The following is a 21,359-nucleotide window of genomic DNA, read 5'->3' on the forward strand; positions in this document are numbered from 1 at the left end:
CGTCAATTGCCGAGACGGGCAACCGTCTCGCGCCATTGGCCCAGGTTGGCATGGTCGGTCAGGTCGATCTGCAAGGGCGTCAGCGCGATGTGGCCGGCCGCGGTCGCGTGGAAGTCGGTGCCCTCCCCGCTGTCCTTGGCGCTGCCTGCACCGGCGATCCAGTACATGGTTTCGCCGCGCGGGCTGTCCTGCGTGATCACCTTTTCGGCCGCGTGGCGGCGCCCGAGCCGGCACACCTTGACCGGTTTCAGTTCGTCGAACGGGCGGTTCGGCACGTTCACGTTGAGCAGGAAGGCGGGGCCACCGAGCATCTTCTCGCGCTCGATCTGCTGCACCAGCCGTCGCGCCACCTGGGCCGCCGCATCCACGTGCGCCCAGCCCTTTTCGATCTGCGAGAAGGCGATGGCCGGGATGCCGAACAGGTAGGCCTCCATCGCCGCGCCCACGGTGCCTGAATAGATGGTGTCGTCGCCCATGTTGGCGCCGTTGTTGATGCCCGAGACCACCAGGTCGGGCCGGTAGTCGAGCAGGCCCTTGAGCGCGATGTGCACGCAATCGGCCGGCGTGCCCGTCACGTAGCGGAAACCGTTGTGCGCCTTGTGCACATACAGCGGTGCGGCCAGCGTGAGGGCGTTCGACTTGGCGCTGTTGTTGTGCTCGGGTGCCACCACCTCGACGTCGGCGATGTCCTTGAGTGCGTCGTGCAACGCGACGATGCCCGGCGCCTGAAAGCCATCGTCATTGGAAATAAGTATCTTCATGGTGCTTCTGGGTGCAGCGGATTGTAGGTGCGGGGTGCGTCGCAGCAGGGACAACGCCGCACCACAGCGCCGCCTATCATCGCCCCGAATTCATTGCCCACACGACTCATTCGAAGGAGACCCCGAGCATGCACGCATGGCTTTGCGAAAACCCCACCGGCGTCGACGCGCTGACCTGGAAAGAACTGCCCACCCCCACGCCGGGCCCGGGCCAGGTGCTGATCGAGATCAAGGCCGCCAGCCTGAATTTCCCCGACCTGCTGATCGTGCAGAACAAGTACCAGATGAAGCCGCCGCTGCCCTTCGTTCCCGGATCGGAATATGCGGGCGTGATCCAGGCGGTGGGCGAAGGCGTGACGCACCTCAAGGTCGGCCAGAACGTGGCGTGCCTGTCGGGCACCGGCGGCTTCGGCACCCACACGCTGGCACCCGCCGCGCTGTGCATGCCGCTGCCCGAAGGTTTCGGCCATGTCGACGCAGCCGCTTTCATCATGATCTACGCCACCTCGTGGCACGCACTGATGGACCGCGCGCAGCTCAAGGCCGGCGAAACCGTGCTGGTGCTCGGCGCGGCCGGCGGTGTGGGCACCGCGGCCATCCAGATCGCCAAGGCGGCGGGCGCCAAGGTGATCGCCGCGGCATCGACCGACGAAAAGTGCGAACTGTGCCGCTCGATCGGCGCCGACGCGACGATCAATTACACGACGCACGCACTGCCCAATGGTTTCCGCGACGCCATCAAAGCCGCGACCGATGGCAAAGGCCCGGATGTGATTTACGACCCCGTGGGCGGCGATTTCGCAGAACCCGCATTCCGCTCGATTGGCTGGCGCGGTCGCTATTTGGTAGTCGGTTTTGCATCGGGCCCGATCCCGTCGCTGCCATTGAATCTCACGCTGCTCAAAGGCGCGTCGCTGGTGGGCGTGTTCTGGGGCGATTTCGCCAAGCGCGAACCCAAGGCCAATGCGCAGATGATGGCCGAATTGGCCCAGTGGTACGGCCAGGGAAAAATCAAGCCGGTGATCGACAGCACGATGCCGATGGCCGAATTGAAGGCCGCCTATGCGCACATGGGATCGCGCGGCGTCAAGGGAAAACTGGTGATGGTGAACTGATCGGACGAGCGCGCATCGCCGTGCGCGCCATCCAATAAAAAAGCCCGCCGAAGCGGGCTTTTTTATTGGGCGAATGTCCAACTGATTCTGCAGGCAATCACTTGATCTCGTAATCGGAGAGCGACTTGCCGGCTGCCAGGGCTTCCGTGACCCAGCGCGGCTTGCGGCCACGGCCGCCGGACCAGGTTTCGCCCGTCGGGCCGCGGTATTTGGCGGCGGCCTTGGCGGCTGCAGGACCTGCGCTGCGCTTGGTTGCGGCGGCGCGACCACCACCCAGCTTCAGATCGGAAGCGGTCAAACCGTATTCCGCAATCTTCCTGCGCACTTCTTCGATCACGCCGGCCCGTTCCTGGTTGCGCAGGTCTTCGGCCTGCTTGCGCAATTGCGCAATCTGCTCGTCGTGCTTCTGGATCTGGGAATTGATATCGGCGAGTGACGAAGCCATTGTTGGACTCCTGTTGTGAATTGAAAACGGCTGAATTCTAATTCAAACCACTTTTGCCACAAGCGCCTTTTCAGCAGAAAAATGCAGGCGCATTGGCGGAATGCAACAACCCGCAACACATGCGCACCATTTTGGGTACTTTCAAAATCGCGGGTAGCGGGGAAAGAATGCGGCGTGCAACCTGGCGCTTGAAGCGACGGCGAAGCCAGAAATGACAACGCCGGGCAAGCCCGGCGTTGGAATCCCTTGGGTGCTATTGAGAAATAGCGCTGGGACTGAATTTTTTGGGGTGGCTGATGGGACTCGAACCCACGACGACCAGAATCACAATCTGGGACTCTACCAACTGAGCTACAGCCACCGTAGAGCCTCTGATTGTAGCGTTAAAAATCGCAGCTTTCGCTTCCGCGATCACCAAAGACGCCGAAATGCCACACCGACATGCAGCCCAGCGCCTTCAGAGACCGTCCGCGATGGCCTGCCACCACACATGCGCCCTGCCCCATGGGCATAACTTCGCAGTCACCCGTTCGATGTGGCAGGCCGACGCCGACGCGCGAATGGCTCCGCTATCATGAATGCGAGCGGCCCGACCGGGCCCGGCTTTCGCCACTTCACTTCATCAAAGGAACTTCTTCATGAGCATCGTCTGGACTATCCTGATCGGGTTCGTAGTGGGTCTCGTGGCGCGGGCCGTCAAGCCGGGCAACGATTCCGCCGGCTTCATCGTGACCACGCTGATCGGCATTGCAGGCTCGCTGGGCGTGACCTACCTCGGCCAGGCGATGGGCTGGTACACCGCCGGCCAGGGCGCCGGCTTCATCGCCTCCGTGCTGGGCGCGATCGTGCTGCTGATTCTCTACGGCCTCATCAAGCGCAAGAGCTGATGCCCCTGACGCCGTGCCGCGCAATGCGGCCGGCGGTTCTTCCGGCTGCCTGGGCCCCACACTTCTTCAGCCAGCCTCGCGAGGCCTTCCCGTCGATGCCCCGCAAACCACGCGCCCGTCACCACGTCTATGTGGTCGAACTCGACGACCGCGTCTGGAACAACGGCCGCTTCCGGCGCGCCAACCCCGACTACCAGCTCGGCAAGCCCTTCGTCTATGTCGGCATGACCGGCCTGGACCCCGACATCCGTTTCGACAAGCACAAGGCCGGCATCCAGGCCAACCGCTTCGTGCAGGAATTCGGCCTGCGGCTGCTGCCCGCGCTCTACGAACGCTACAACCCGATGCCGTACGACGATGCGCGGCTGATGGAGGTCGACCTGGGCATCGCCCTGCGCCGCGCCGGCTACGGCGTCTGGCAGGCCTGACGCGGTTCAGGAGTAGGTGACCCAGTCCTCGTACGCCGGGCCGTCGAGGTGCGGCAAGGTGTTGTAGGTCACGAGCATGTGCCGCTTCGGCGTGAAGGCGAACTCGGTCACCGAGCTGTTGCGGATGCGCAGGTTGAGTTCGATGGTCGTCTCGGCGCTCGTGCCCAGCACGTGGCCGACCGCGGTGCTGATCGGCCCGCCACTCGACACGACCAGCACCTTCGTGCCGTGGTGCCGCTCGCGCACATGGTCGAGCGCCGTGGTCACGCCGGCCAGGAAGTCGACGTAGCTCGGCATGCCGACCGGCGCCGTGCGCCCCTGCATCCACGCGCCGAGCCCATCGCGCAGCAGACGGAAATGATGGCGGTACATCTCGGGCGAATCGGGCTTCTCGAGCTTGCCCTGGTGCACCGTGGCAATGACGGCTTCGCTGTCGTACTCGTTGAGTCCCGGCCATGGGAGCACGTCGTCACGCGACAGCCCGAGCCCCTGCGCGATGCCCTCCCAGGTCTGCTTGTGGCGCTTCAGCGTGCCGGTGATGACGGCATCGAAACGCATGCCGCGCTCGCGCCAGTATTCACCCAGGCGCACGGACTGCCGGTGTCCGAGTTCGCTCAGGTTGTCATAGTCGGCAGCACCGAAACTGGCCTGCCCGTGGCGCACGAGGTAAAGGGTTCCCATGCGCCGGATTCTGGCAAGAAGCGCGACACGCGCTTGTCCCTCGTGCGACCAAAAAAAAGCCCGGGTCGTCGAACCCGGGCTTGTGGCGAGCAGCAGTTGCCCGTCTGTCTCAGCGCGCCGCGGCAGCAGTCGGCAGCGTGTCGGCCGGCTTCGGCACGAGGATCTCCACCTTGAAGCGTTGCTTCAGCAGCTCGTAGTAGGCAGCGGCTTCGGCGGCAGTCACCGACTGGGCGATCTGCATGCTTTCCTGCTGTGCCTGTTCGGCCGTCGGCGGCGTGCGAGGCACGACCTTGGTCACGCGGACCACTGCGTAGCCTTGCGTGCCGAGGTCCACGCCGAGCAGCGCGGGCAGCTTGGCGCCGTCGGCACGCAGTGCGGCGTCGATCACCGGCGTCGGTTGCGACTGCGCATCGATGCGCGACACCGTGACCGGCGCGCCGAAAGTAGCGCCGTCGGCCTTCACCTTCCAGGCGGCGAGCTTGGCTTCGCCCTCGGTCTTGGCCAGTGCTGCGGCGCGCTCGGTAATGAGCTGTGCGCGGATCTTGTCCTTCACCTCGGCCAGCGGAATCGGATGCGCGGCCGTGTACTGCGTCACGCGGCCCGATGCGAGCTGGTTCGGACCGACTTCGATGGCTTCGGTGTTCTGCTTGCGGTCGAGCGAGTCGGAGGCATACAGCGCCTGCAGGAAGTTGCGGCTGGCGAGCGGGCCGGTGGCGCCCGGCGCGGGCGTGCGCGGCACGTTGGTGGCAGTCTGGATCGTGAGCTTCAGCTTCTCGGCGGCCGGCTTCAGGCTCTCGGGTTGCTGATAGACGGTGTCCGTGAAAATTTCCGCAGCCTTCGCGAATTCCTGCGTGGCTTGTTGGGCGCGCACGTCGTTCTCGATGGTCGCGCGCACCTTCTCGAAAGGCGGCACCACGGCCGGCTTGATGTCGGTCAGCTGGATGATGTGATAGCCGAACTCGGTCTCGACGAGGTCGCTGATGTCGCCCTTCTTGAGCGCGAACATCGCGTCTTCGAAAGGCTTGACCATCGCGCCGCGCGTGACGAAGTCGAGGTCGCCGCCCTTCTCGGCCGAGCCGGGGTCCTGCGAGTTCTTGCGTGCCACGTCGGCGAAGGTGGCCGGTGCCTTCTTCACGTCGGCCAGCAACTGCTCGGCCTTGGCCTTCGCCTTGGCGCGGTCGCCGCTGGACATGCTGGCCGGCGCCGTGATCAGGATGTGGCTCGCGCGGCGCTCTTCCTTGGTGCCGAAGCGCGCGGTGTTCTGTTCGTAGTAGGTCTTGAGGTCGGCTTCGTTCGCGACGATGTTCTTCTTCGCGGCTTCGAGGTCGAGCACGAGGTACTCGATGCTGGCCTGCTCCGGCGCCTGGAACTGCGACGTGTGGTCCTTGTAGTAGGCCTCGATGTCGGCGTCGCTCACCGTGACCTTCGACGCGAAGCTTTCGGGCGCGAAGCGCGCGACCTGGATTTCACGGCGGTCGTAGAAGGCATTCACCGTGGCCGCGGTCAGCGCCGCCGGTGCGAAGCTCGTGCCGGTCACGCCCAGCAGCACCTGCTGCGAGGCCATGTCGGCGCGCACCGACGCTTCGTACTGCTCGGGCGTGCGGCCGGTGGCGCGCAGGAAGGCTTCGCGGTCGAACTTGCCGTCGGCCGTGCGGAACGCGGCCAGGCCGGCGTCCTGCGCGAACATGCGCGTAAGGCGGTCTTCGGACACCGACATGTTGGTCTTGACCGCCGCGGCCGCCAGCACGCGGTCGCGCACCATGCGTTCCAGCGTGGCGTAGCGCAGCGCATCGGAGTCGAGCAGCGTCGGATCGACGTTGGGCGACTGCTGGCGGATGCGGTCGGTCTCGACGCGGTGCTGCTGGTCCCACTCGGGCTTGGTGATGTCATGGCCCTGGATGCGGGCCACCTTCTCGTCGCCGCCCATGCCCTGGTAGCGCTCGACACCAAAGAAGACGAACGAGGGAATGATCAGCAAGAACAAGAAAATCATCACGACTTTGTTGTACTTGCGGAAGGTATCAAACATGCTTGAACACTCTTTTTCGACGGGCGCCGGACGGCAATAAAAAAGGCGAACCGGTGTTCGCCTTTGCATCGGGTGGTGGTGGGTGCTGAGGGGCTCGAACCCCCGACCTACGCCTTGTAAGGGCGCCGCTCTACCAACTGAGCTAAGCACCCCACCTGGAATACTCTCCGAGTCTACAGCCTCAGTTCAGCGCGTCTTTGAGCGCCTTGCCGGGACGGAACTTCGGGATCTTGGCTGCCTTGATTTTAATCGCGTCGCCGGTGCGGGGATTCCGGCCGGTGCGGGCTGCGCGTTTGCCGACTGCGAAAGTGCCGAAACCGACGAGCGACACGGAACCGCCCTTCTTGAGCGTGGTACGAATGGCGCCAATGGTGGATTCGAGCGCACGGGTCGCTGCGGCTTTGGAAATATCGGCGTTCTTTGCGATGTGCTCAATCAGTTCGGTCTTGTTCACAAGGGCCCCTTGTCGAAAAAAAGTTGGTCGGCTTTCGTCAGCTGCGACCTGGCCGCGACGGGAGCGACTCAAGAACATGGCAGGCCTGACGCCTCGGCAGCGCACTGCCAGCGAGGATTACAACCACTGGTCTGCGGGGTGTCAATAAGACACAACGCACTGCAGCCCAGCGGAGCGCGCGATTTTAGGGGCGTTTCGCGACGTACTTTTCAAAGGGCCTCGGCAATTGCCTTTCCGAGGTCGGCCGTGCCCGCCCGACCGCCGATGTCCGGCGTGCGCGGTGCGCCGCTTTGGGGCGCGAGCACCTTCTCGATGGTCGCCAGGATCGCGTCGTGCGCGTCCTTGTGGCCGAGAAACTCCAGCATCATCGCGCCGCACCAGATCTGCCCGATCGGGTTGGCGATGCCCTGCCCGGCGATGTCCGGCGCCGAGCCGTGCACCGGCTCGAACAGCGAAGGCGTGGTGCGCTCGGGGTTGAGGTTGGCGCTGGGCGCGATGCCGATGGTGCCGGTGCAGGCGGGGCCGAGGTCGGACAGGATGTCGCCGAACAGGTTGCTCGCCACCACCACGTCGAAGAAGTCGGGCCGCTGCACGAAGTGCGCCGTGAGGATGTCGATGTGGAACTTGTCCAGCGTGATGCCCGGGTAGCCCTTGGCCATTTCCACCACGCGCTCGTCCCAGTACGGCATGGTGATCGAGATGCCGTTCGACTTGGTGGCGCTGGTCAGGTGCTTCTTCGGCCGCGACTGCGCCAGCTCGAAGGCGAACTTCAGCACGCGGTCGACACCCACGCGCGACATCACGGTTTCCTGCACCACGATCTCGCGCGGCGTGCCCTGGTACATGCGCCCGCCGATGCTCGAGTACTCGCCCTCGGTGTTCTCGCGCACGATGTACATGTCGATCTCGCCGGGCGCGCGCGGCGTGCCGTCGCGGCGCACCACGGGCGCGACGATGCCGGGCATCAGGCGCGCGGGACGCAGGTTGATGTACTGGTCGAACTCGCGGCGGAACATGAGCAGCGAGCCCCACAGCGACACGTGGTCGGGAATCTTCTCGGGCCAGCCGACCGCACCGAAGAAGATGGCGTCGTGGCCGCCGATCTGGTCCTTCCAGTTGTCGGGCAGCATCTGGCCGTGCTTCTCGTAATAGTCCCAGCTCGAGAAGTCGAAGTGGTCGAACTTCAGGTCGATGCCGAATTTGCGCGCCGCCGCATCGAGCACGCGCAGCCCCTCGGGCATGACTTCCTTGCCGATGCCGTCGCCGGCGATGACTGCGATTCTGTGGGTGCTCATGGATGGGCTCCTGGGTGTTCGGGGGAAACAAAAAAATTCAGCGCCTCGGCCAGCAAGGCCTCGGGGGCTTCTTCGGGGATGTAGTGGCCGCAGGGCAGTGCGCGGCCCGACACGTCGTCGGCCCGCTCGCGCCACAGCGAGAGCACATCGAACGCGCGCCCCACCGCCCCGTGCTCGCCCCACAGCACGCGCAGCGGCTGCGCGAGGCGGCGGCAGGCGGCGATGTCGGCGCGGTCGTGCACGAGGTCGATGGTGACGGAGGCGCGGTAGTCCTCGCAGATGGATTCGGCGGTGCCCGGGATGGCAATGCAGCGTTCGTACTCGGCCAGCACCTCGGGCGCGAACGGCGCGAGCCCCGCGTGCCGCCCGCCCATCACGCTGCGCACGTAGCGCACCGGGTCGGACGCAATCAGCGCCTCGGGCAGCGGCGGCGGCTGGATCAGGAAGAACCAGTGCCAGTAGGCCTTGGCAAACGCTTCGGAGGTGTGTTCGTACATGGCCAGCGTCGGCGCGATGTCGAGCAGCAGCATGCGCTCGACGGCGCCGGGATGGTCGGCCGCGAGCCGGTGCGCCACGCGCGCGCCGCGATCGTGCGCGAGCACGGCGAAGCGTTCGAAGCCATGGTGCTGCATGGCGGCCAGCGCGTCGCGCGCCATCTCCCGCTTGCTGTAGACCGCGTGTTCGGCGTCGGCCGCCGGGCGGCCCGAGTCGCCGTAGCCGCGCAGGTCCACGGCCACCACCGTGAAGCGCTCGGCCAGCGCGGGTGCCACGCGGTGCCAGATCGCATGGGTCTGCGGGTGCCCGTGCAACAGAAGCAAGGGTGCGCCCTGCCCGCCGATGCGACCGTGGATGTGCACGCCATCGCGGACGATGTCGAAGCGGGGGAAGTCGAGGAAAGAGGCCGTCACGCCACGATTGTGCGTTGCACCCTGGCGACCATCAAGCAACAATCAGCCAATTCATACTTTCCTCTTTGGCATGAATCCCCACGCGATGGAACGCGGCGATCTCGAACTGGTGCTGGCCATCCGCGACCAGGGCAGCCTGGCCGGCGCGGCCGCCACGCTCGACGTGGTGCCCTCGGTCATCACCAAGCGGCTCGGCGCGCTGGAGGCCCGGCTCGGGCAGCGGCTATTCGACCGCACGACGCGGCGGCTCAGCGTCACGGCCGAGGGCGAGGCCGTGTGCCTGCATGCGCGCACGCTGCTCGAAGGCTTCGCGGCGCTCGAAAGCGAACTCGGCGAGCGGCAGAACGCACTGATCGGCACGGTCCGCCTCGCGGCCACCTTCGGCTTCGGCCGCTGCTGGCTCGGCCCGGCGCTGGCGGACTTCCAGGCGCAGCACCCCGGCCTGCAGGTCGAGCTGCTGCTGACCGAGCAACTGCCCGACCTCGGCGCCGAAGGCTACGACGGTGCGGTCTGGCTGTGGGCGGTGCAGCAGCACCGCGCCGCCGACTGGACCACGCGCCGCATCGCGCGCAACCAGCGCGTGCTGGCCGCCTCGCCCGACTACCTGGCGCGCCGCGGCACGCCGGCCGCGGTGGAAGCGCTGGCCACGCACGACTGCCTGATCGCGCGCGAGAACGGCGACGCCGCCCAATCGCGCCAGTTCGCGCTCTGGACGCTGCGCCACGCGCGCGACGGCAGCACGGCGCGCGTGCGGGTGCAAGGTCCGCTCACGAGCAATTCAGGTGAGATGGTGCGCGACTGGTGCCTCGCGGGCCACGGTGTCATGCTGCGCAGCCTCTGGGACATCGCACCGCAGCTCGCAAGCGGCGAGCTGGTGCGCGTGCTGCCGCAGTACGGCATGCCCGACGCCGACATCCACTGGGTCGCGCCGTGGCGGCCGAAGACGCCGCGCCGCGTGCGCCTGCTGGTCGATCACCTCATCGAGCAGTTCCGTTCGGAGCCCTGGAAGCCGGCCAAGCCGGGCGGGCGCTGAAAGAAGAAAGCGCCGTCAGCGCTCCGCGCGCACCACGAGGCTCACGCCGACGGCCGTCAGCCCGATGCCCAGCACCGTGGTCCAGGTGATCGGTTCGGCGAACAGCAGCCAAGCCATCAGCGCCGTGCACGGCGGCACGAGGTACAGCAGGCTGGTGACGGCGGTGGCCGTGCCGCGCTGGATCAACATATAGAGCAGCGAGCTGCCGCCCAGCGACAGCGCCAGCACCGACCAGGCCATGGCGCCGATCGAATGCGTGTTCCATTCGATGGCCTGCGCCTCGAGCGCGGCGAAAGGCAGGGTCACGAGCAGCGCAGCGGCCATCTGCACCGCGCTGGCGCTGCGCACGTCGCAAGGCGCGACGAAGCGCTTCTGGTACAGCGTGCCCGCCGTGATCGACAGCAGCGCCATCACGGCCAGCCCCATCGTCAGCGCGTTGACCTCGGTGCCCTGCCCCAGCTTGCGCGACACCACCAAGACCAGCCCGGCGAAACCCAGGGCCAGCCCAGTCCACTGCCGTCCCGAAATGCGCCCACCGTTGAAAGAAAGCCAGACCGCCGTGAGCACCGGCTGGATGCCGACCAGCAGCGCCACCAGCCCCGCGCCCATGCCCGCATGCACGGCCGCCCAGACGCCGCCCAGGTAGCCGGCCTGCATCAGCACGCCCGTGACCGCCAGGTGCCCCCATTGCGATCGCTTCGCCGGCCACGCCACGCGTGCGAGCACGACCCACACGCCGAAGCAGGCGAGCGACAGCGCATAGCGCACGGCAAGGAACTTGAGGGGTGGCGCGTAGGGCATGCCATAGCGCGCAACGATGAAACCCGTGCTCCAGATCAGCACGAAGACCGCCGGCATCGCCCGCAGCCAGCCTGCGTTGCGGACCGAGACGGCCGCGGTCATTTGGAGTGGGCCCGGATCTCGGGAATGGCCTTTTGCAGGTAATAGACCATCGACCAGACAGTGAGCACCGCCGAGATCCAGATCAGCCACTGGCCCCAGAGGCCGGTGTCGATCACCTTGAAGAGGTGCCCGTCATAGAGCAGGAAGGGAATCGCGACCATCTGCACGGTCGTCTTGACCTTGCCGATCATGTGGACCGCCACGCTCTTGCCGGCGCCGATGCGCGCCATCCATTCGCGCAGCGCCGAGATGGCGATCTCGCGGCCGATGATGATGAGCGCAACAAACACATCGGCGCGCTGCAGATGCACCAGCACCAGCAGCGCGGCGCAGACGAGAAACTTGTCGGCCACCGGATCGAGGAAGGCGCCGAAGGAAGAGGTCTGGTTGAGCTTGCGCGCCAGATAGCCGTCGAGCCAGTCGGTGGCGGCGAACACGATGAACATGACCGTGGCGATCAGGTTGCGCGTCGGTTCGCTGATCGGCAGGTAGAAAACGCCGACGATCAACGGAATCGCGACGATGCGCGTCCAGGTCATGATGGTCGGTAGGGTCCAGAACATGCGGGCGATTGTGTCATGCACGCGTGAAGCGCCGGAAGGACGGGGGCAATCCCGGCTTCAACGCAGCGCGCGATAGATTTCCTCGGCCAGTTCGGTGGCAATACCTTCGACCGAGGCGAGGTCTTCGACGCTCGCCGCCGCCACGCCGCGGATGCCGCCGAAACGCTGCAGCAGGCGCGCGCGCCGCTTCGGCCCGATGCCCGGGATGTCTTCGAGCTGGCTGCCGCCCACGCGCACCTTGGCGCGCTTGGCGCGCATGCCGGTGATGGCGAAGCGGTGCGCCTCGTCGCGGATCTGGGCCACGAGCATCAGGGCGGCCGAATCCTTGCCGAGGTAGACCTTCTCGCGGCCGTCGGCGAACACCAGTTCTTCGAGCCCGACCTTGCGGCCCTCGCCCTTCTCGACGCCGACGATCAGCGACAGCGGCAGGCCCAGCTCGCTGAACACCTCGCGCGCCATCGACACCTGGCCCTTGCCGCCGTCGACCAGCACCAGGTCGGGCATGCGCGCGGCCGGCGTCCGGGGCGGCGGCGCCTCGACGCCCTCGGCCCCTTCGCTCTCGGCATCGCCCGGGGCCAGCGCCTGCGTCTCGGCCGCCATCGCCTCGGCCAGCTTGCCGTAGCGGCGGTGCAGCACCTGACGCATGGCGGCGTAGTCGTCGCCGGGCGTGATGCCCTCGATGTTGTAGCGGCGGTACTCGCGGTTCTGCATCGTGTGGTGCGCGAACACCACGCACGAGGCCTGCGTGGCCTCGCCCGCCGTGTGCGAGATGTCGAAACACTCGACGCGGAAGTTCTCCAGGTCGTCCGATGCCAGCTCGAGCGCGTCGGCCAGCGCACGGGTGCGTGCCTGCTGCGAGCCCTCTTCGGCCAGCAGCCGCGCCAGCTGCAGGCCGGCATTCGTCTCTGCCATCTCGAGCCAGTGGCGGCGCTGCTCGTGCGGCTGGAACACGGCCGTCACGCGCGCGCCGGCCTGCTGCGAAATCGCCTCGATGAGCGCCCGGCTCACCTGCCGGCCCAGCACCAGCGTGGCGGGCACCGGCACGTCGATGTAGTGCTGGGCGATGAAGGCCTCGAGCACCTGGACCTCGATCGGGTCGGCGACCACCGGGTCGGCACCTTCTTCGGCGTCGAGCTCGCCATGGTGGATCTGCGCCGCGTCGTCCACGTGCACCGGGAAGTACGCGCGGTCGCCCAGGTGGCGCCCGCCGCGCACCATCGCGAGGTTGACGCAGGCCTTGCCGCCCTGCACCTTGACCGCGAGGATGTCGACGTCCTTGTCGGACACCACCTCGATCGACTGCTGGTGCAGCACGCGCGAGATGGCCGACATCTGGTTGCGCAGCTCGGCCGCCTGCTCGAACTCGAGCTTCTCGGCGTGCGCCGTCATGCGCTGTTCGAGTGTGGAGAGCACGCCCTGCGTGTCGCCGAGCAGGAAGGCCTCGGCGCTGGCCACGTCCTGCGCGTAGGCCTCGGGCGAAATGAGGCCCACACAGGGGCCGCTGCAGCGCTTGATCTGGTACAGCAGGCAGGGTCGCGTGCGGTTGGCGTACACCGTGTCCTCGCAGGTGCGCAGGCGGAACACCTTCTGCAGCAGCTGGATCGACTCCTTCACCGCCCACGCGCTCGGGTACGGCCCGAAGTAGCGGTGCTTCTTGTCGACCGCGCCGCGGTAGTAGGCCAGCCGCGGAAACCCGTGCGAGGCGATCTTCAGGTAGGGATAGCTCTTGTCGTCGCGAAACAGGATGTTGTAGCGCGGCTTGAGCGTCTTGATCAGGTTGTTCTCGAGCAGCAGCGCCTCGGCCTCGGAGCGCACCACGGTGGTCTCCATGCGCACGATCTTCGAGATCATGTGGCCGATGCGGGTGCCGCCGTGGCTCTTCTGGAAGTAGTTGGCGACCCGCTTCTTCAGGTTGCGCGCCTTGCCCACATACAGCACGGCGCCGGCCGCGTCGAAATAGCGGTAGACGCCCGGCAACTGTGGCAGGGCCGCGACTTCGCTGAGCAATTGATCGGAATGCACGTCGGACATGACGGCTATTGTGGCGCGCGGCGTGAGGCCCGGTGGCGCCCCCGGCGAAACCCCGACACGGCGTGGAACGAAATGTGCTGATGATCGGAGCGGGCGCGAGGAGCGCCCTTTGTCTTTCTTGTCTTTCGAATAACAGCAAAGGGAAATATTCATGAAGAAAAACTCCACGCGCGCGTGGTGGGCGCTGACGCCCCTCGCGCTCTCCCTGGCCGTGGCCGGCTGCGGCGGCAACAGCAACAACAACGCGCAGAACAACGCCGCACTGGTCGCCGCCATTGCCGCGATCAACGCGGCCAACCAGCCCACGCCCACAGCCCCGCCCGCCGCCGACAACGGCTGCCAGATCCCGAGCAGCGGCACCTCCGTGGTCGTCGGCTCGGGCGACCCGGGCGATCCGGCCGCGCCCGAGCCGGCGTCGGGCTACGTGCCCGGCCACAAGCTGGTGTACGCCAAGAACTACATGGTGGTCGCGAACCATCCGCTGGCCACGCGCGCCGGCTGCGACGTGCTGAAAGCCGGCGGCAGCGCGGTCGATGCGGCGGTGGCGGTGCAGGCGGTGCTCGGCCTGGTCGAGCCGCAGTCGAGCGGGCTGGGCGGCGGCGCCTTCATGCTTCACTACGACGCGGCGACGAAGAAGGTGCAGGCCTATGACGGTCGCGAGACGGCGCCTGCCGCGGCCACCGAGAACTACCTGCGCTGGATCGATGACACGAACGACCAGACCGCCCCCAAGCCCGGCGGCGCCCGAGCGAGCGGCCGCTCCATCGGCACGCCCGGCGCCGTGCGCATGCTCGACATCGCTTATCAAGACCACGGCAAGCTGCCCTGGAAAGACCTGTTCGGCTATGGCATCACGCTGGCGTCCGACGGCTTCCTGATCGGCGGCCGCATGGCAACCGCCATCGCGGGTTCCGCGTCGAGCCTGAAGCGCGACGCCGACGCCACGGCCTATTTCTTCAACGCCGACGGCACGCCGAAGGCGCTGGGCACCAAGCTCACGAACCCGGCCTACGCCAAGACGCTGAACACCATCGCCACACAGGGCGCCAACGCCTTCTACACGGGCGACATCGCCAAGAGCATCGTCGACAAGATCGGCGTCACCACGGCGGCCAGCGACGGCTCGGCCATCACGCCCGGCAAGACCACGCTGGCCGACCTGGCCAACTACAAGGCCAAGCGCCGCGACCCGGTCTGCAGCACCTACCGCGAGTACTACATCTGCAGCATGTCGCCGCCGTCCTCGGGCGGCATCGCGGTGGTGGCGACCCTCGGCATCCTCGAGACCTTCAACCTGGGCCTGTACAAGCCGACCGCCATCGACCTCGAAGGCGGCAGGCCGAGCGTGATGGGCGTGCACCTGGTGAGCGAGGCCGAGCGGCTGGCATATGCCGACCGCGACAAGTACGTGGCGGACACCGACTTCGTGCCGCTGCCCGGCGGCAGCCCCGCCATGCTGATCGACAAGTCCTACCTGCAGGGCCGCGCCAGCCTCATCAGCCTGACGAAGAGCATGAATCTCGCCAAGGCTGGCGACCGGGGCGATGTGCCGCTGGGCATCGACAAGACCGAAGAGCATGGCACCACGCACTTCACCGTCGTCGACAAGCAAGGCAACGTGGTCGTGATGACCACGACGGTGGAAGGCAGCATGGGCTCGTTCCACATGACGCAGGGCTTCCTGCTGAACAACCAGCTGACCGACTTCGCACTCAACCCGATCGACACCTCGGTGACCCCGAACGTGAAGTTCGCCAACCGCGTCGCCCCCGGCAAGCGCCCGCGCAGCACGATGGCGCCGACGCTGGTGTTCAAGAAGAACGCCGACGGCAGCATGGGCGAATTCGTGATGGGCACCGGCTCGCCAGGCGGCGGCACGATCATCCAGTACGTGGTGAAGACGCTGGTTGGCGCGCTCGACTGGGGACTCGATGCGCAACAAGCCACGTCACTGGTCGACTTCGGTGCCACCAACACCCCACCACCGACGCCCCCCGGCGCCACCTACAGCCTCACCAACGTGGGCGGCGAGCACCCGGCCATCGACACCTCCAACTCGGGCAACAACGACCCGCTGATCGCCGGCCTGCGCGCGCTCGGCCACACGGTGAACCTCGGGGCGCAGTCCAGCGGCGTGAGCACCATCATCCGCACGAACGTCGGCGGCAAGCCGGCGCTGACCGGCGGTGCAGACCCACGCCGCGAAGGCATCGTGCTGGGCGACACCTTCACGCCCTGAACGGCCAAGGGCCGGCGCAGCCTTCACCGCGCCGGCCCTTTGGCCTGATCACTTATCTATCTATTTACTTCGCGACTTCCGACACCAGCCGGTACAGGAACTCGCGCCCGTCGTACAGACGCTGGATCTCGATGCGCTCGTCCAGCCCGTGCGCACGCGCATCGGCCGGCTCGAGGAACATGCCGGTCACGCCGTACATCGGGATGCCGGCGTTGCGCAGGAAGCGGCTGTCGGTGGCGCCGGTGCTCATGGCGGGCACCACGGGCACGCCGGGCCACATCTGCTGCGTGAGCGTCTCGACCGTCTTCACGAGGTCGCCGTTGAGCGGCGAGGCCGGGCTGCGCAGCGGCTTGCCCATGTTGCGCACCACGATCTTGTCGTTGCCCACGGCCTGGGTCAGCAGGCGCTCGACTTCTTCAGGGTCATCGTGCGGCAGGATGCGGCAGTTGACCGTGGCCTTGGCCGATTGCGGCAGCGCGTTCTCGGCATGGCCGGCCTGCACCATCGTCGCCACGCAGGTGGTGCGCAGCTGCGCGTTGTAGGCCGGGTTGGCCGTCATGCGCTCGAGCACGCCGGCGTCGGGGTTGCCGCTGCCGATGGCGCGCATGTCGTCGGCCAGCTGGCCGGTGGCAAAGGGGGCGCTGCGCGCGAAGTAAGTCTTGGTGACGTCCGCGAGCTTGATCGGGAAGGCGTAGTTGCCCAGGCGCTCCAGGCCGGCCGAGAGCGCGTAGATCGGGTTGGTCTTGGTGGGCACCGAGCTGTGGCCGCCCACGTCGCGCGCCTCGAGCATGTAGGTGGTGTACATCTTCTCGGCCACCTGCATGCGGTGCAGGTTCGGCTTGCCGCCGCGCAGCTCGCCGCCGCCGCCCTCGTTGATGCCGAACTCGGCCTGCAGCAGCTCGGGCTTGTTGTTGATGAGCCAGAAGGCGCCGTTACTCAGCGCGTCGCCGCGCTCCTCGTCGGCGGTGAGCGCCAGGATGATGTCGCGCTTGGGCTTGAAGCCTTCCTGCTTGAGCTGCCCCAGCACGGAGACCAGCGCCGCGGCCATGGCCTTGTCGTCGATGGCGCCGCGCGCCGTGAAGTAGCCGCCGGTTTCCTGCAGCTTGAAGGGGTCGGTCTTCCAGTCTTCGCGGCGGGCCTCGACCACGTCGATGTGGGCCAGCAGCAGCAGCGGCTTCTTGCTGCCGTCGCCCTTGAAGCGCAGGACCAGGTTCCCCTTCTTCGGGAAGGGCTCGAAGATCTGGATGTCGCCGGGCGCGAAGCCCGCGTCGACCAGCCGCTTTTCCATGGCCCGCGCCGCGACCGTGTTGTCGCCCACCGAGTGTGTGGTGTTGATCTCGATCAGTTCCTTGTAGATCTCGCGAAAGCGCTGCTGCTGCGCGGTGAGCGGCGCGGTCTGGGCCTGGGCGCCGGCGATGCCGGCCAGGGCCAGCGAGAGCGCGAGCACGCCGCGTTTGGCGCTGCTCAAGGGCGAAGAAGAAAACGACGAACGGCGGCGGGTCTGCATCCTCATGGTCTGGCTCTCTCCGATGGTTGTTGTGGCGAGGGGCAGCATAGCAAGCGGGCCACGTTTTCGCCCGCGCCTGAGCGACCGCGAAGACAGGCACACTCGCGGCCATGGGCACGCGCATGCAATGGGACATCTTCTGCAAGGTCATCGACAACCACGGCGACCTGGGTGTCTGCTGGCGCCTGGCCAGCCAGCTGGCGGCGGCGGGTGAACGCGCGCGGTTGTGGGTCGACGACCCGACGGCACTGCACTGGATGGCACCGGCCGGTTGCGACGGCGTGCAGGTGATCGACTGGTCCGACGCCGAAGCCGTGCGACGCGCCGTTGCCGATTCGGTGCCTGACGTGTTGGTCGAGGCCTTCGGCTGCGACCCGGAGCCGGAACTCATCGCGCGTTTCGCGCAGGCCCCGGGCCCTGCGCAGGCCTGGATCAACCTCGAGTACCTGTCGGCCGAGCCCTATGTCGAGAAACTCCACCGGCTGCCCTCGCCCGTGTTCAAGGGCCCGGGCGCCGGGCTGACGAAACGTTTCTTCTACCCCGGCTTCACGCCCGCGACCGGCGGCCTGCTGCGCGAGCCCGACCTGATGGCGCGCCAGGCGCGCTTCGACCGGGCGCGCTGGCTGGAGGCGCAGCAGATTCCCTGGCAGGAAGGCGAGCGCCTGGTGTCGCTCTTCTGTTATGAGCCGCCCGCGCTGGCCGCACTGCTCGCCCAGCTGGCCGCCGACCCGGTGCCCACGCGGCTGCTCGTCACCGCGGGCCGGGCCGCGCATGCGGTGCAGGCCTGCCTTGCGAACACCGACACGCCCGATCGCCCGCCGGGCGGCCGGGGTTCGCTATCAATTTCATACCTCCCCTACCTCAGCCAGGCGGATTTCGACCACCTGCTGTGGGCCTGCGATCTCAACTTCGTGCGCGGCGAAGACTCGCTGGTGCGCGCCCTCTGGGCCGGCGCGCCGCTGGTCTGGCAGATCTACCCGCAGGACGACGACGCGCACCACGTCAAGCTCAACGCCTGGCTCGACTGGCTCGGCGCCCCGCCGGGGCTGCGGCTTTTTCACCACGCCTGGAACGGCTTCGGCGGCGCGCCCCTGCCCGCGCCCGGCCCGCTGGAGGCCTGGCGCGAAACCGCCCGTGCGGCGCGCGACAGGCTGCTCGCGCAGGACGATCTGCTGGCCCAGTTGCGGCAGCTGGTCGCCGGAAAAAGCTAAAATAGCGGGCTTTGCGGAATTCAGCCCTGGCCGCCACGGTCGGGGACGCCTTTCGCCAAACCTGCCGCGGGACATGTACGGCGGGGCCAGATACGACGGCATGCAGCGCCGAGGGCCCCGCGCACCGAGCGGCCAACATCCAGAGAACCTGATATGAAAATCGCTCAAGAAATCCGCGCCGGCAACGTCATCATGCACGGCAAGGACCCGATGGTCGTCCTCAAGACCGAATACAGCCGCGGCGGCCGCAACAGCGCCACCGTGCGCATGAAGATGAAGAGCCTGATCGCCAACTTCAACACCGAAGTGGTCTTCAAGGCCGACGACAAGATCGACCAGATCGTGCTGGACAAGAAGGAGTGCACCTACTCCTACTTCGCCGACCCGATGTACGTCTGCATGGACGCCGAGTACAACCAGTACGAAGTCGAAGCCGAGAACATGGGCGACGCCCTGAACTACCTCGAAGACGGCATGGCCGTCGAAGTGGTGTTCTACGACGGCAAGGCCATCTCGGTCGAACTGCCGACCAGCGTCGAGCGCGAAATCACCTGGACCGAGCCGGCCGTCAAGGGCGACACCTCGGGCAAGGTCATGAAGCCCGCCAAGATCGCCACCGGCTTCGAAGTCGGCGTGCCGCTGTTCGTGTCGCAAGGCGACAAGATCGAAATCGACACCCGCACCGGCGAATACCGCAAGCGCGTCTGAGCGCGTCTGCACCCGGCTGACCACCACCACGACGAAGGCTCCGCAAGGAGCCTTTTTCGTTGGCGGGCACGCGGGTTGCATCGGCGCACAATGCCAAGCCAATTCCGTTCGACGACCGTTTCATGAACAACACGCACAACATTCACGACAAGCGCCTGGCCGATGCCTGGGCCACGCTGCAGTCCCATTCCGACCGGGGCCTGCCCCTCGACCCCGATCCCTCGCGCCTGGCCTTCGCCGACCCCGAGTTCCTGCTGCGCCGCGAAACGCGCGGCATCCGCATGCAGCTCGAGCTGATGAAGCCCGACCTGGAGCAGCGCGCCCACGGCATCGAGAACACGGTGGTGGTCTTCGGCAGCGCGCGTTTCCGCAGCGAAGACGAGGCCGCCGCGCTGGTCGCGCAGGCCGAGGCGGCCGGCGACACGGCCCTGGCCGAGCGCTGGCGCCGGCTCTCGCGCAACTCGCACTACTACGAGAAGGCGCGCACCTTCGGCAAGCTGGTCGCGCAGTACAGCGAGAAGAAGGAGCCGCAGGACAAGCTCTTCGTGTGCACCGGCGGCGGCCCGGGCATCATGCAGGCGGCCAACCGCGGCGCGCACGAAGCCGGCGGCCTCTCGGTCGGCCTGGCGATCGCGCTGCCGATGGAAGAAGAAGCCAACCCCTACGTCACGCCGGCGCTGAGCTTCAAGTTCCACTACTTCGCGATCCGCAAGATGCATTTCATGATGCGTGCGAAAGCGCTGGTGGCGTTCCCGGGCGGCTTCGGCACGCTCGACGAGCTGTTCGAGGTGATCACGCTGGTGCAGACCAAGAAGTCGAAGCCGGTGCCGATCGTGCTCTTCGGCTCGGACTACTGGAAGAAGCTGATCGACTTCGACTTCCTGGTCGACGAAGGCGTGATCTCGCCTGGCGACGTGAAGCTCTTCGAATACGTCGACGCGCCCGAAGACGCGTGGGACGCCATCAAGCGTTTCTACAAACTCTGACCGCCCCGGTCAGGCGTCGTCGCTGTCGTCGGGCCGCAGGGCCTGCTCGAAGAAGCGCGTGAGCGCGCGGGCGCGGCGGCGGCGGTCGGCCACGGGGTTCGCGTGCGGCCCCATGGCCACGGCATCGTCGGCCACGCCGTGCAGCGCATTGAAGAGGATCACGGCCGTCAGCGTCGCGTCCTCGACCTCCCACACGCCCGCGGCGTCGCCCTGCTTCAGCAGGGTGACCAGCTGCGTGATGACGACGTTGTCGTTGCGCATGCGCCGGTCCTCGGGCCGGTACTCGTGGAACACCACGTCGTGCAGCGCGACGTTGTCCAGGTAGGTCTCCAGCCCCGCTTCCACCCAGGCCTTGAGCCGCGCGCGGTACTTGCCCGGCGCGTGGCGGTCCATCGCCTCCTGCAGGCGCGCACAGAAGGTGTCGACGAAGCGCTGCTGCAGCGCGCCGAGCAGCGCCTCCTTCGACGGAAAGTACAGGTAGAAGGTGCCCTTGGCCACCTGCGCACCGGCCGCGATGTCGTCGATGCTGGTGGCGGGGATGCCCTTGGCGATGAACAGCTGCTCGGCGGCGTCCATCAGCGCGACGGCGCGGGTCTGCGGCGCCTTGGTGCGGCGGCGCGCGGCGGTGGCGGGGGCGTCGTCGGGGCTGCTGCTTGTCATGCTCAGGTACCGGCGCGTGCCGTGTCGATGGCGGCGTGCACCGCCGCAGCATCGAGACGCAGCCCGCGCGGGGCCAGCACGCGCTCGCGCAGCCAGGCCAGGGCCTCGTCGGTGCGGGCGAAGGTGCTGGCGGGAATGCCGAAGAGTTTTTCGACGTTCATCTTGCTGATCTTCTCGAACTGGTCGGCGGGCACCACGCTCGCCATGCCCATCATATGGCGGCGGATGTCGGCGCCGCGCGCCTGCAGCCACTGCCTGGCGCTTTGGGCGCTGCCCTCGGGATGCACCAGCGCGTCGGCGTCCGCAAACACGCGCAGCGAGACAAAGGGCTCGCCGCGGTCGAGCCAGCGGTTCCAGTCCTCGGTGAAGGCCTGCAGGCTTTCCAGCGTCTGCAGGCCTGCGGACACGCTGATGACCAGCGGCCATTGACTGAGTTCGTGACGGATCATGAAAGACTCCTTGTAGACAACCGGAAGGCGCCGGGCACTGCGGCGCAGGAAGGGAATGCGGACGGC

21 protein-coding genes and 2 tRNA genes are annotated in these 21,359 nt (G+C 67.1%); 8 read left to right on the plus strand and 15 right to left on the minus strand.

The window, feature by feature from the left end:
* Positions 1-2: 2 nt before the first annotated feature.
* Positions 3-761: a 5'/3'-nucleotidase SurE gene (surE, locus tag AC07O4_RS24305; protein WP_062479041.1), complete on the minus strand. Its 759-nt coding sequence runs from the start codon at positions 759-761 to the stop codon at positions 3-5.
* 128 nt (positions 762-889) lie between these two features.
* Between surE and AC07O4_RS24310 the strand changes: the two genes are divergently transcribed.
* Positions 890-1,876, plus strand: a complete 987-nt coding sequence (locus AC07O4_RS24310; protein WP_095744683.1) for an NADPH:quinone oxidoreductase family protein — start codon at positions 890-892, stop codon at positions 1,874-1,876.
* A 97-nt stretch (positions 1,877-1,973) separates the two neighbouring features.
* Here the strand turns inward: AC07O4_RS24310 and AC07O4_RS24315 are convergent, their stop codons facing one another.
* Both AC07O4_RS24315 and AC07O4_RS24320 read right to left on the minus strand, forming a co-directional pair.
* Positions 1,974-2,321, minus strand: a complete 348-nt coding sequence (locus AC07O4_RS24315) for an H-NS histone family protein (RefSeq protein WP_056583066.1) — start codon at positions 2,319-2,321, stop codon at positions 1,974-1,976.
* Positions 2,322-2,606: 285 nt separating this feature from the next.
* A tRNA-His gene (locus AC07O4_RS24320) sits at positions 2,607-2,682 on the minus strand.
* 277 nt (positions 2,683-2,959) lie between these two features.
* Here AC07O4_RS24320 and AC07O4_RS24325 point away from each other — a divergent pair.
* Both AC07O4_RS24325 and AC07O4_RS24330 read left to right on the plus strand, forming a co-directional pair.
* Positions 2,960-3,208 carry a GlsB/YeaQ/YmgE family stress response membrane protein gene (locus AC07O4_RS24325; protein ID WP_062479046.1) on the plus strand — a complete coding sequence of 83 codons (249 nt, stop codon included), beginning with the start codon at positions 2,960-2,962 and terminating at the stop codon, positions 3,206-3,208.
* 95 nt (positions 3,209-3,303) lie between these two features.
* Positions 3,304-3,636 (plus strand): hypothetical protein, encoded by a 333-nt coding sequence (locus AC07O4_RS24330; RefSeq protein ID WP_095744681.1) that lies wholly within the window; start codon positions 3,304-3,306, stop codon positions 3,634-3,636.
* A gap of 6 nt (positions 3,637-3,642) precedes the next feature.
* On the opposite strand, the gene AC07O4_RS24335 is transcribed toward AC07O4_RS24330, so the two are convergent.
* From AC07O4_RS24335 to AC07O4_RS24360, 6 genes are all read right to left on the minus strand, one after another.
* Positions 3,643-4,317: a histidine phosphatase family protein gene (locus AC07O4_RS24335; protein ID WP_495305878.1), complete on the minus strand. Its 675-nt coding sequence runs from the start codon at positions 4,315-4,317 to the stop codon at positions 3,643-3,645.
* A gap of 109 nt (positions 4,318-4,426) precedes the next feature.
* Entirely contained in the window at positions 4,427-6,346 is a 1,920-nt protein-coding gene (locus AC07O4_RS24340; protein WP_495305879.1) for a SurA N-terminal domain-containing protein, read from the minus strand.
* Between the two features lie 76 nt (positions 6,347-6,422).
* Positions 6,423-6,498 (minus strand) — tRNA-Val (locus AC07O4_RS24345).
* A 29-nt stretch (positions 6,499-6,527) separates the two neighbouring features.
* Positions 6,528-6,800, minus strand: a complete 273-nt coding sequence (locus AC07O4_RS24350) for an HU family DNA-binding protein (RefSeq protein WP_007830705.1) — start codon at positions 6,798-6,800, stop codon at positions 6,528-6,530.
* A gap of 209 nt (positions 6,801-7,009) precedes the next feature.
* Positions 7,010-8,095 carry a tartrate dehydrogenase gene (locus AC07O4_RS24355; protein WP_062479058.1) on the minus strand — a complete coding sequence of 362 codons (1,086 nt, stop codon included), beginning with the start codon at positions 8,093-8,095 and terminating at the stop codon, positions 7,010-7,012.
* Positions 8,092-9,003 (minus strand): alpha/beta fold hydrolase, encoded by a 912-nt coding sequence (locus tag AC07O4_RS24360; protein ID WP_495305880.1) that lies wholly within the window; start codon positions 9,001-9,003, stop codon positions 8,092-8,094. The genes AC07O4_RS24355 and AC07O4_RS24360 overlap by 4 nt, the downstream gene beginning before the upstream one ends.
* Before the next feature lie 70 nt (positions 9,004-9,073).
* On the opposite strand from AC07O4_RS24360, the gene AC07O4_RS24365 reads away from it, so the two are divergent.
* Entirely contained in the window at positions 9,074-10,036 is a 963-nt protein-coding gene (locus AC07O4_RS24365; protein ID WP_495305881.1) for a LysR substrate-binding domain-containing protein, read from the plus strand.
* A gap of 15 nt (positions 10,037-10,051) precedes the next feature.
* On the opposite strand, the gene AC07O4_RS24370 is transcribed toward AC07O4_RS24365, so the two are convergent.
* Genes AC07O4_RS24370 through uvrC form a run of 3 tightly spaced genes read right to left on the minus strand, consistent with a single transcriptional unit; the run spans position 10,052 to position 13,533 of the window.
* Positions 10,052-10,939 (minus strand): DMT family transporter, encoded by an 888-nt coding sequence (locus AC07O4_RS24370; protein WP_095950969.1) that lies wholly within the window; start codon positions 10,937-10,939, stop codon positions 10,052-10,054.
* Positions 10,936-11,502: a CDP-diacylglycerol--glycerol-3-phosphate 3-phosphatidyltransferase gene (gene pgsA / locus AC07O4_RS24375; RefSeq protein WP_062479069.1), complete on the minus strand. Its 567-nt coding sequence runs from the start codon at positions 11,500-11,502 to the stop codon at positions 10,936-10,938. The genes AC07O4_RS24370 and pgsA overlap by 4 nt, the downstream gene beginning before the upstream one ends.
* A 57-nt stretch (positions 11,503-11,559) precedes the next feature.
* A complete protein-coding gene (uvrC, locus tag AC07O4_RS24380; RefSeq protein WP_070059627.1) occupies positions 11,560-13,533 on the minus strand; it encodes an excinuclease ABC subunit UvrC in 1,974 nt (657 codons plus the stop codon).
* A 151-nt stretch (positions 13,534-13,684) separates the two neighbouring features.
* On the opposite strand from uvrC, the gene ggt reads away from it, so the two are divergent.
* On the plus strand, positions 13,685-15,772 hold the full coding sequence (ggt, locus tag AC07O4_RS24385; RefSeq protein ID WP_495305882.1) for a gamma-glutamyltransferase: 2,088 nt from the start codon (positions 13,685-13,687) through the stop codon (positions 15,770-15,772).
* 64 nt (positions 15,773-15,836) lie between these two features.
* Here ggt and AC07O4_RS24390 read toward each other — a convergent pair whose 3' ends face one another.
* On the minus strand, positions 15,837-17,285 hold the full coding sequence (locus AC07O4_RS24390) for a M20/M25/M40 family metallo-hydrolase (RefSeq protein WP_095744620.1): 1,449 nt from the start codon (positions 17,283-17,285) through the stop codon (positions 15,837-15,839).
* 116 nt (positions 17,286-17,401) lie between these two features.
* On the opposite strand from AC07O4_RS24390, the gene earP reads away from it, so the two are divergent.
* The 3 genes from earP to AC07O4_RS24405 all read left to right on the plus strand — a co-directional run bounded on the left by earP (position 17,402) and on the right by AC07O4_RS24405 (position 20,184).
* Positions 17,402-18,490 carry an elongation factor P maturation arginine rhamnosyltransferase EarP gene (gene earP, locus AC07O4_RS24395; RefSeq protein WP_495305883.1) on the plus strand — a complete coding sequence of 363 codons (1,089 nt, stop codon included), beginning with the start codon at positions 17,402-17,404 and terminating at the stop codon, positions 18,488-18,490.
* A 153-nt stretch (positions 18,491-18,643) separates the two neighbouring features.
* Positions 18,644-19,198 (plus strand): elongation factor P, encoded by a 555-nt coding sequence (efp, locus tag AC07O4_RS24400; RefSeq protein WP_062479082.1) that lies wholly within the window; start codon positions 18,644-18,646, stop codon positions 19,196-19,198.
* 122 nt (positions 19,199-19,320) lie between these two features.
* Entirely contained in the window at positions 19,321-20,184 is an 864-nt protein-coding gene (locus AC07O4_RS24405) for an LOG family protein (RefSeq protein WP_070059745.1), read from the plus strand.
* A gap of 9 nt (positions 20,185-20,193) precedes the next feature.
* Here the strand turns inward: AC07O4_RS24405 and AC07O4_RS24410 are convergent, their stop codons facing one another.
* A complete protein-coding gene (locus AC07O4_RS24410) occupies positions 20,194-20,844 on the minus strand; it encodes a TetR/AcrR family transcriptional regulator (protein WP_354347215.1) in 651 nt (216 codons plus the stop codon).
* Positions 20,845-20,846: 2 nt separating this feature from the next.
* Positions 20,847-21,293, minus strand: coding sequence for a hypothetical protein (locus AC07O4_RS24415; protein WP_495305884.1), 447 nt, complete (start codon positions 21,291-21,293; stop codon positions 20,847-20,849).
* Between the last annotated feature and the right edge of the window lie 66 nt (positions 21,294-21,359).

This window comes from Variovorax sp. GW821-FHT09D04 (assembly GCF_059416405.1).

Bases quoted from the DNA above. Each gene is read 5' to 3' on its own strand.
- surE (WP_062479041.1), bottom strand. From the start codon at position 761: ATGAAGATACTTATTTCCAATGACGATGGCTTTCAGGCGCCGGGCATC.
- AC07O4_RS24310 (WP_095744683.1), top strand. From the start codon at position 890: ATGCACGCATGGCTTTGCGAAAACCCCACCGGCGTCGACGCGCTGACC.
- AC07O4_RS24315 (WP_056583066.1), bottom strand. From the start codon at position 2,321: ATGGCTTCGTCACTCGCCGATATCAATTCCCAGATCCAGAAGCACGAC.
- AC07O4_RS24325 (WP_062479046.1), top strand. From the start codon at position 2,960: ATGAGCATCGTCTGGACTATCCTGATCGGGTTCGTAGTGGGTCTCGTG.
- AC07O4_RS24330 (WP_095744681.1), top strand. From the start codon at position 3,304: ATGCCCCGCAAACCACGCGCCCGTCACCACGTCTATGTGGTCGAACTC.
- AC07O4_RS24335 (WP_495305878.1), bottom strand. From the start codon at position 4,317: ATGGGAACCCTTTACCTCGTGCGCCACGGGCAGGCCAGTTTCGGTGCT.
- AC07O4_RS24340 (WP_495305879.1), bottom strand. From the start codon at position 6,346: ATGTTTGATACCTTCCGCAAGTACAACAAAGTCGTGATGATTTTCTTG.
- AC07O4_RS24355 (WP_062479058.1), bottom strand. From the start codon at position 8,095: ATGAGCACCCACAGAATCGCAGTCATCGCCGGCGACGGCATCGGCAAG.
- AC07O4_RS24365 (WP_495305881.1), top strand. From the start codon at position 9,074: ATGAATCCCCACGCGATGGAACGCGGCGATCTCGAACTGGTGCTGGCC.
- AC07O4_RS24370 (WP_095950969.1), bottom strand. From the start codon at position 10,939: ATGACCGCGGCCGTCTCGGTCCGCAACGCAGGCTGGCTGCGGGCGATG.
- pgsA (WP_062479069.1), bottom strand. From the start codon at position 11,502: ATGTTCTGGACCCTACCGACCATCATGACCTGGACGCGCATCGTCGCG.
- uvrC (WP_070059627.1), bottom strand. From the start codon at position 13,533: ATGTCCGACGTGCATTCCGATCAATTGCTCAGCGAAGTCGCGGCCCTG.
- ggt (WP_495305882.1), top strand. From the start codon at position 13,685: ATGAAGAAAAACTCCACGCGCGCGTGGTGGGCGCTGACGCCCCTCGCG.
- AC07O4_RS24390 (WP_095744620.1), bottom strand. From the start codon at position 17,285: ATGAGGATGCAGACCCGCCGCCGTTCGTCGTTTTCTTCTTCGCCCTTG.
- earP (WP_495305883.1), top strand. From the start codon at position 17,402: ATGCAATGGGACATCTTCTGCAAGGTCATCGACAACCACGGCGACCTG.
- efp (WP_062479082.1), top strand. From the start codon at position 18,644: ATGAAAATCGCTCAAGAAATCCGCGCCGGCAACGTCATCATGCACGGC.
- AC07O4_RS24405 (WP_070059745.1), top strand. From the start codon at position 19,321: ATGAACAACACGCACAACATTCACGACAAGCGCCTGGCCGATGCCTGG.
- AC07O4_RS24410 (WP_354347215.1), bottom strand. From the start codon at position 20,844: ATGACAAGCAGCAGCCCCGACGACGCCCCCGCCACCGCCGCGCGCCGC.
- AC07O4_RS24415 (WP_495305884.1), bottom strand. From the start codon at position 21,293: ATGATCCGTCACGAACTCAGTCAATGGCCGCTGGTCATCAGCGTGTCC.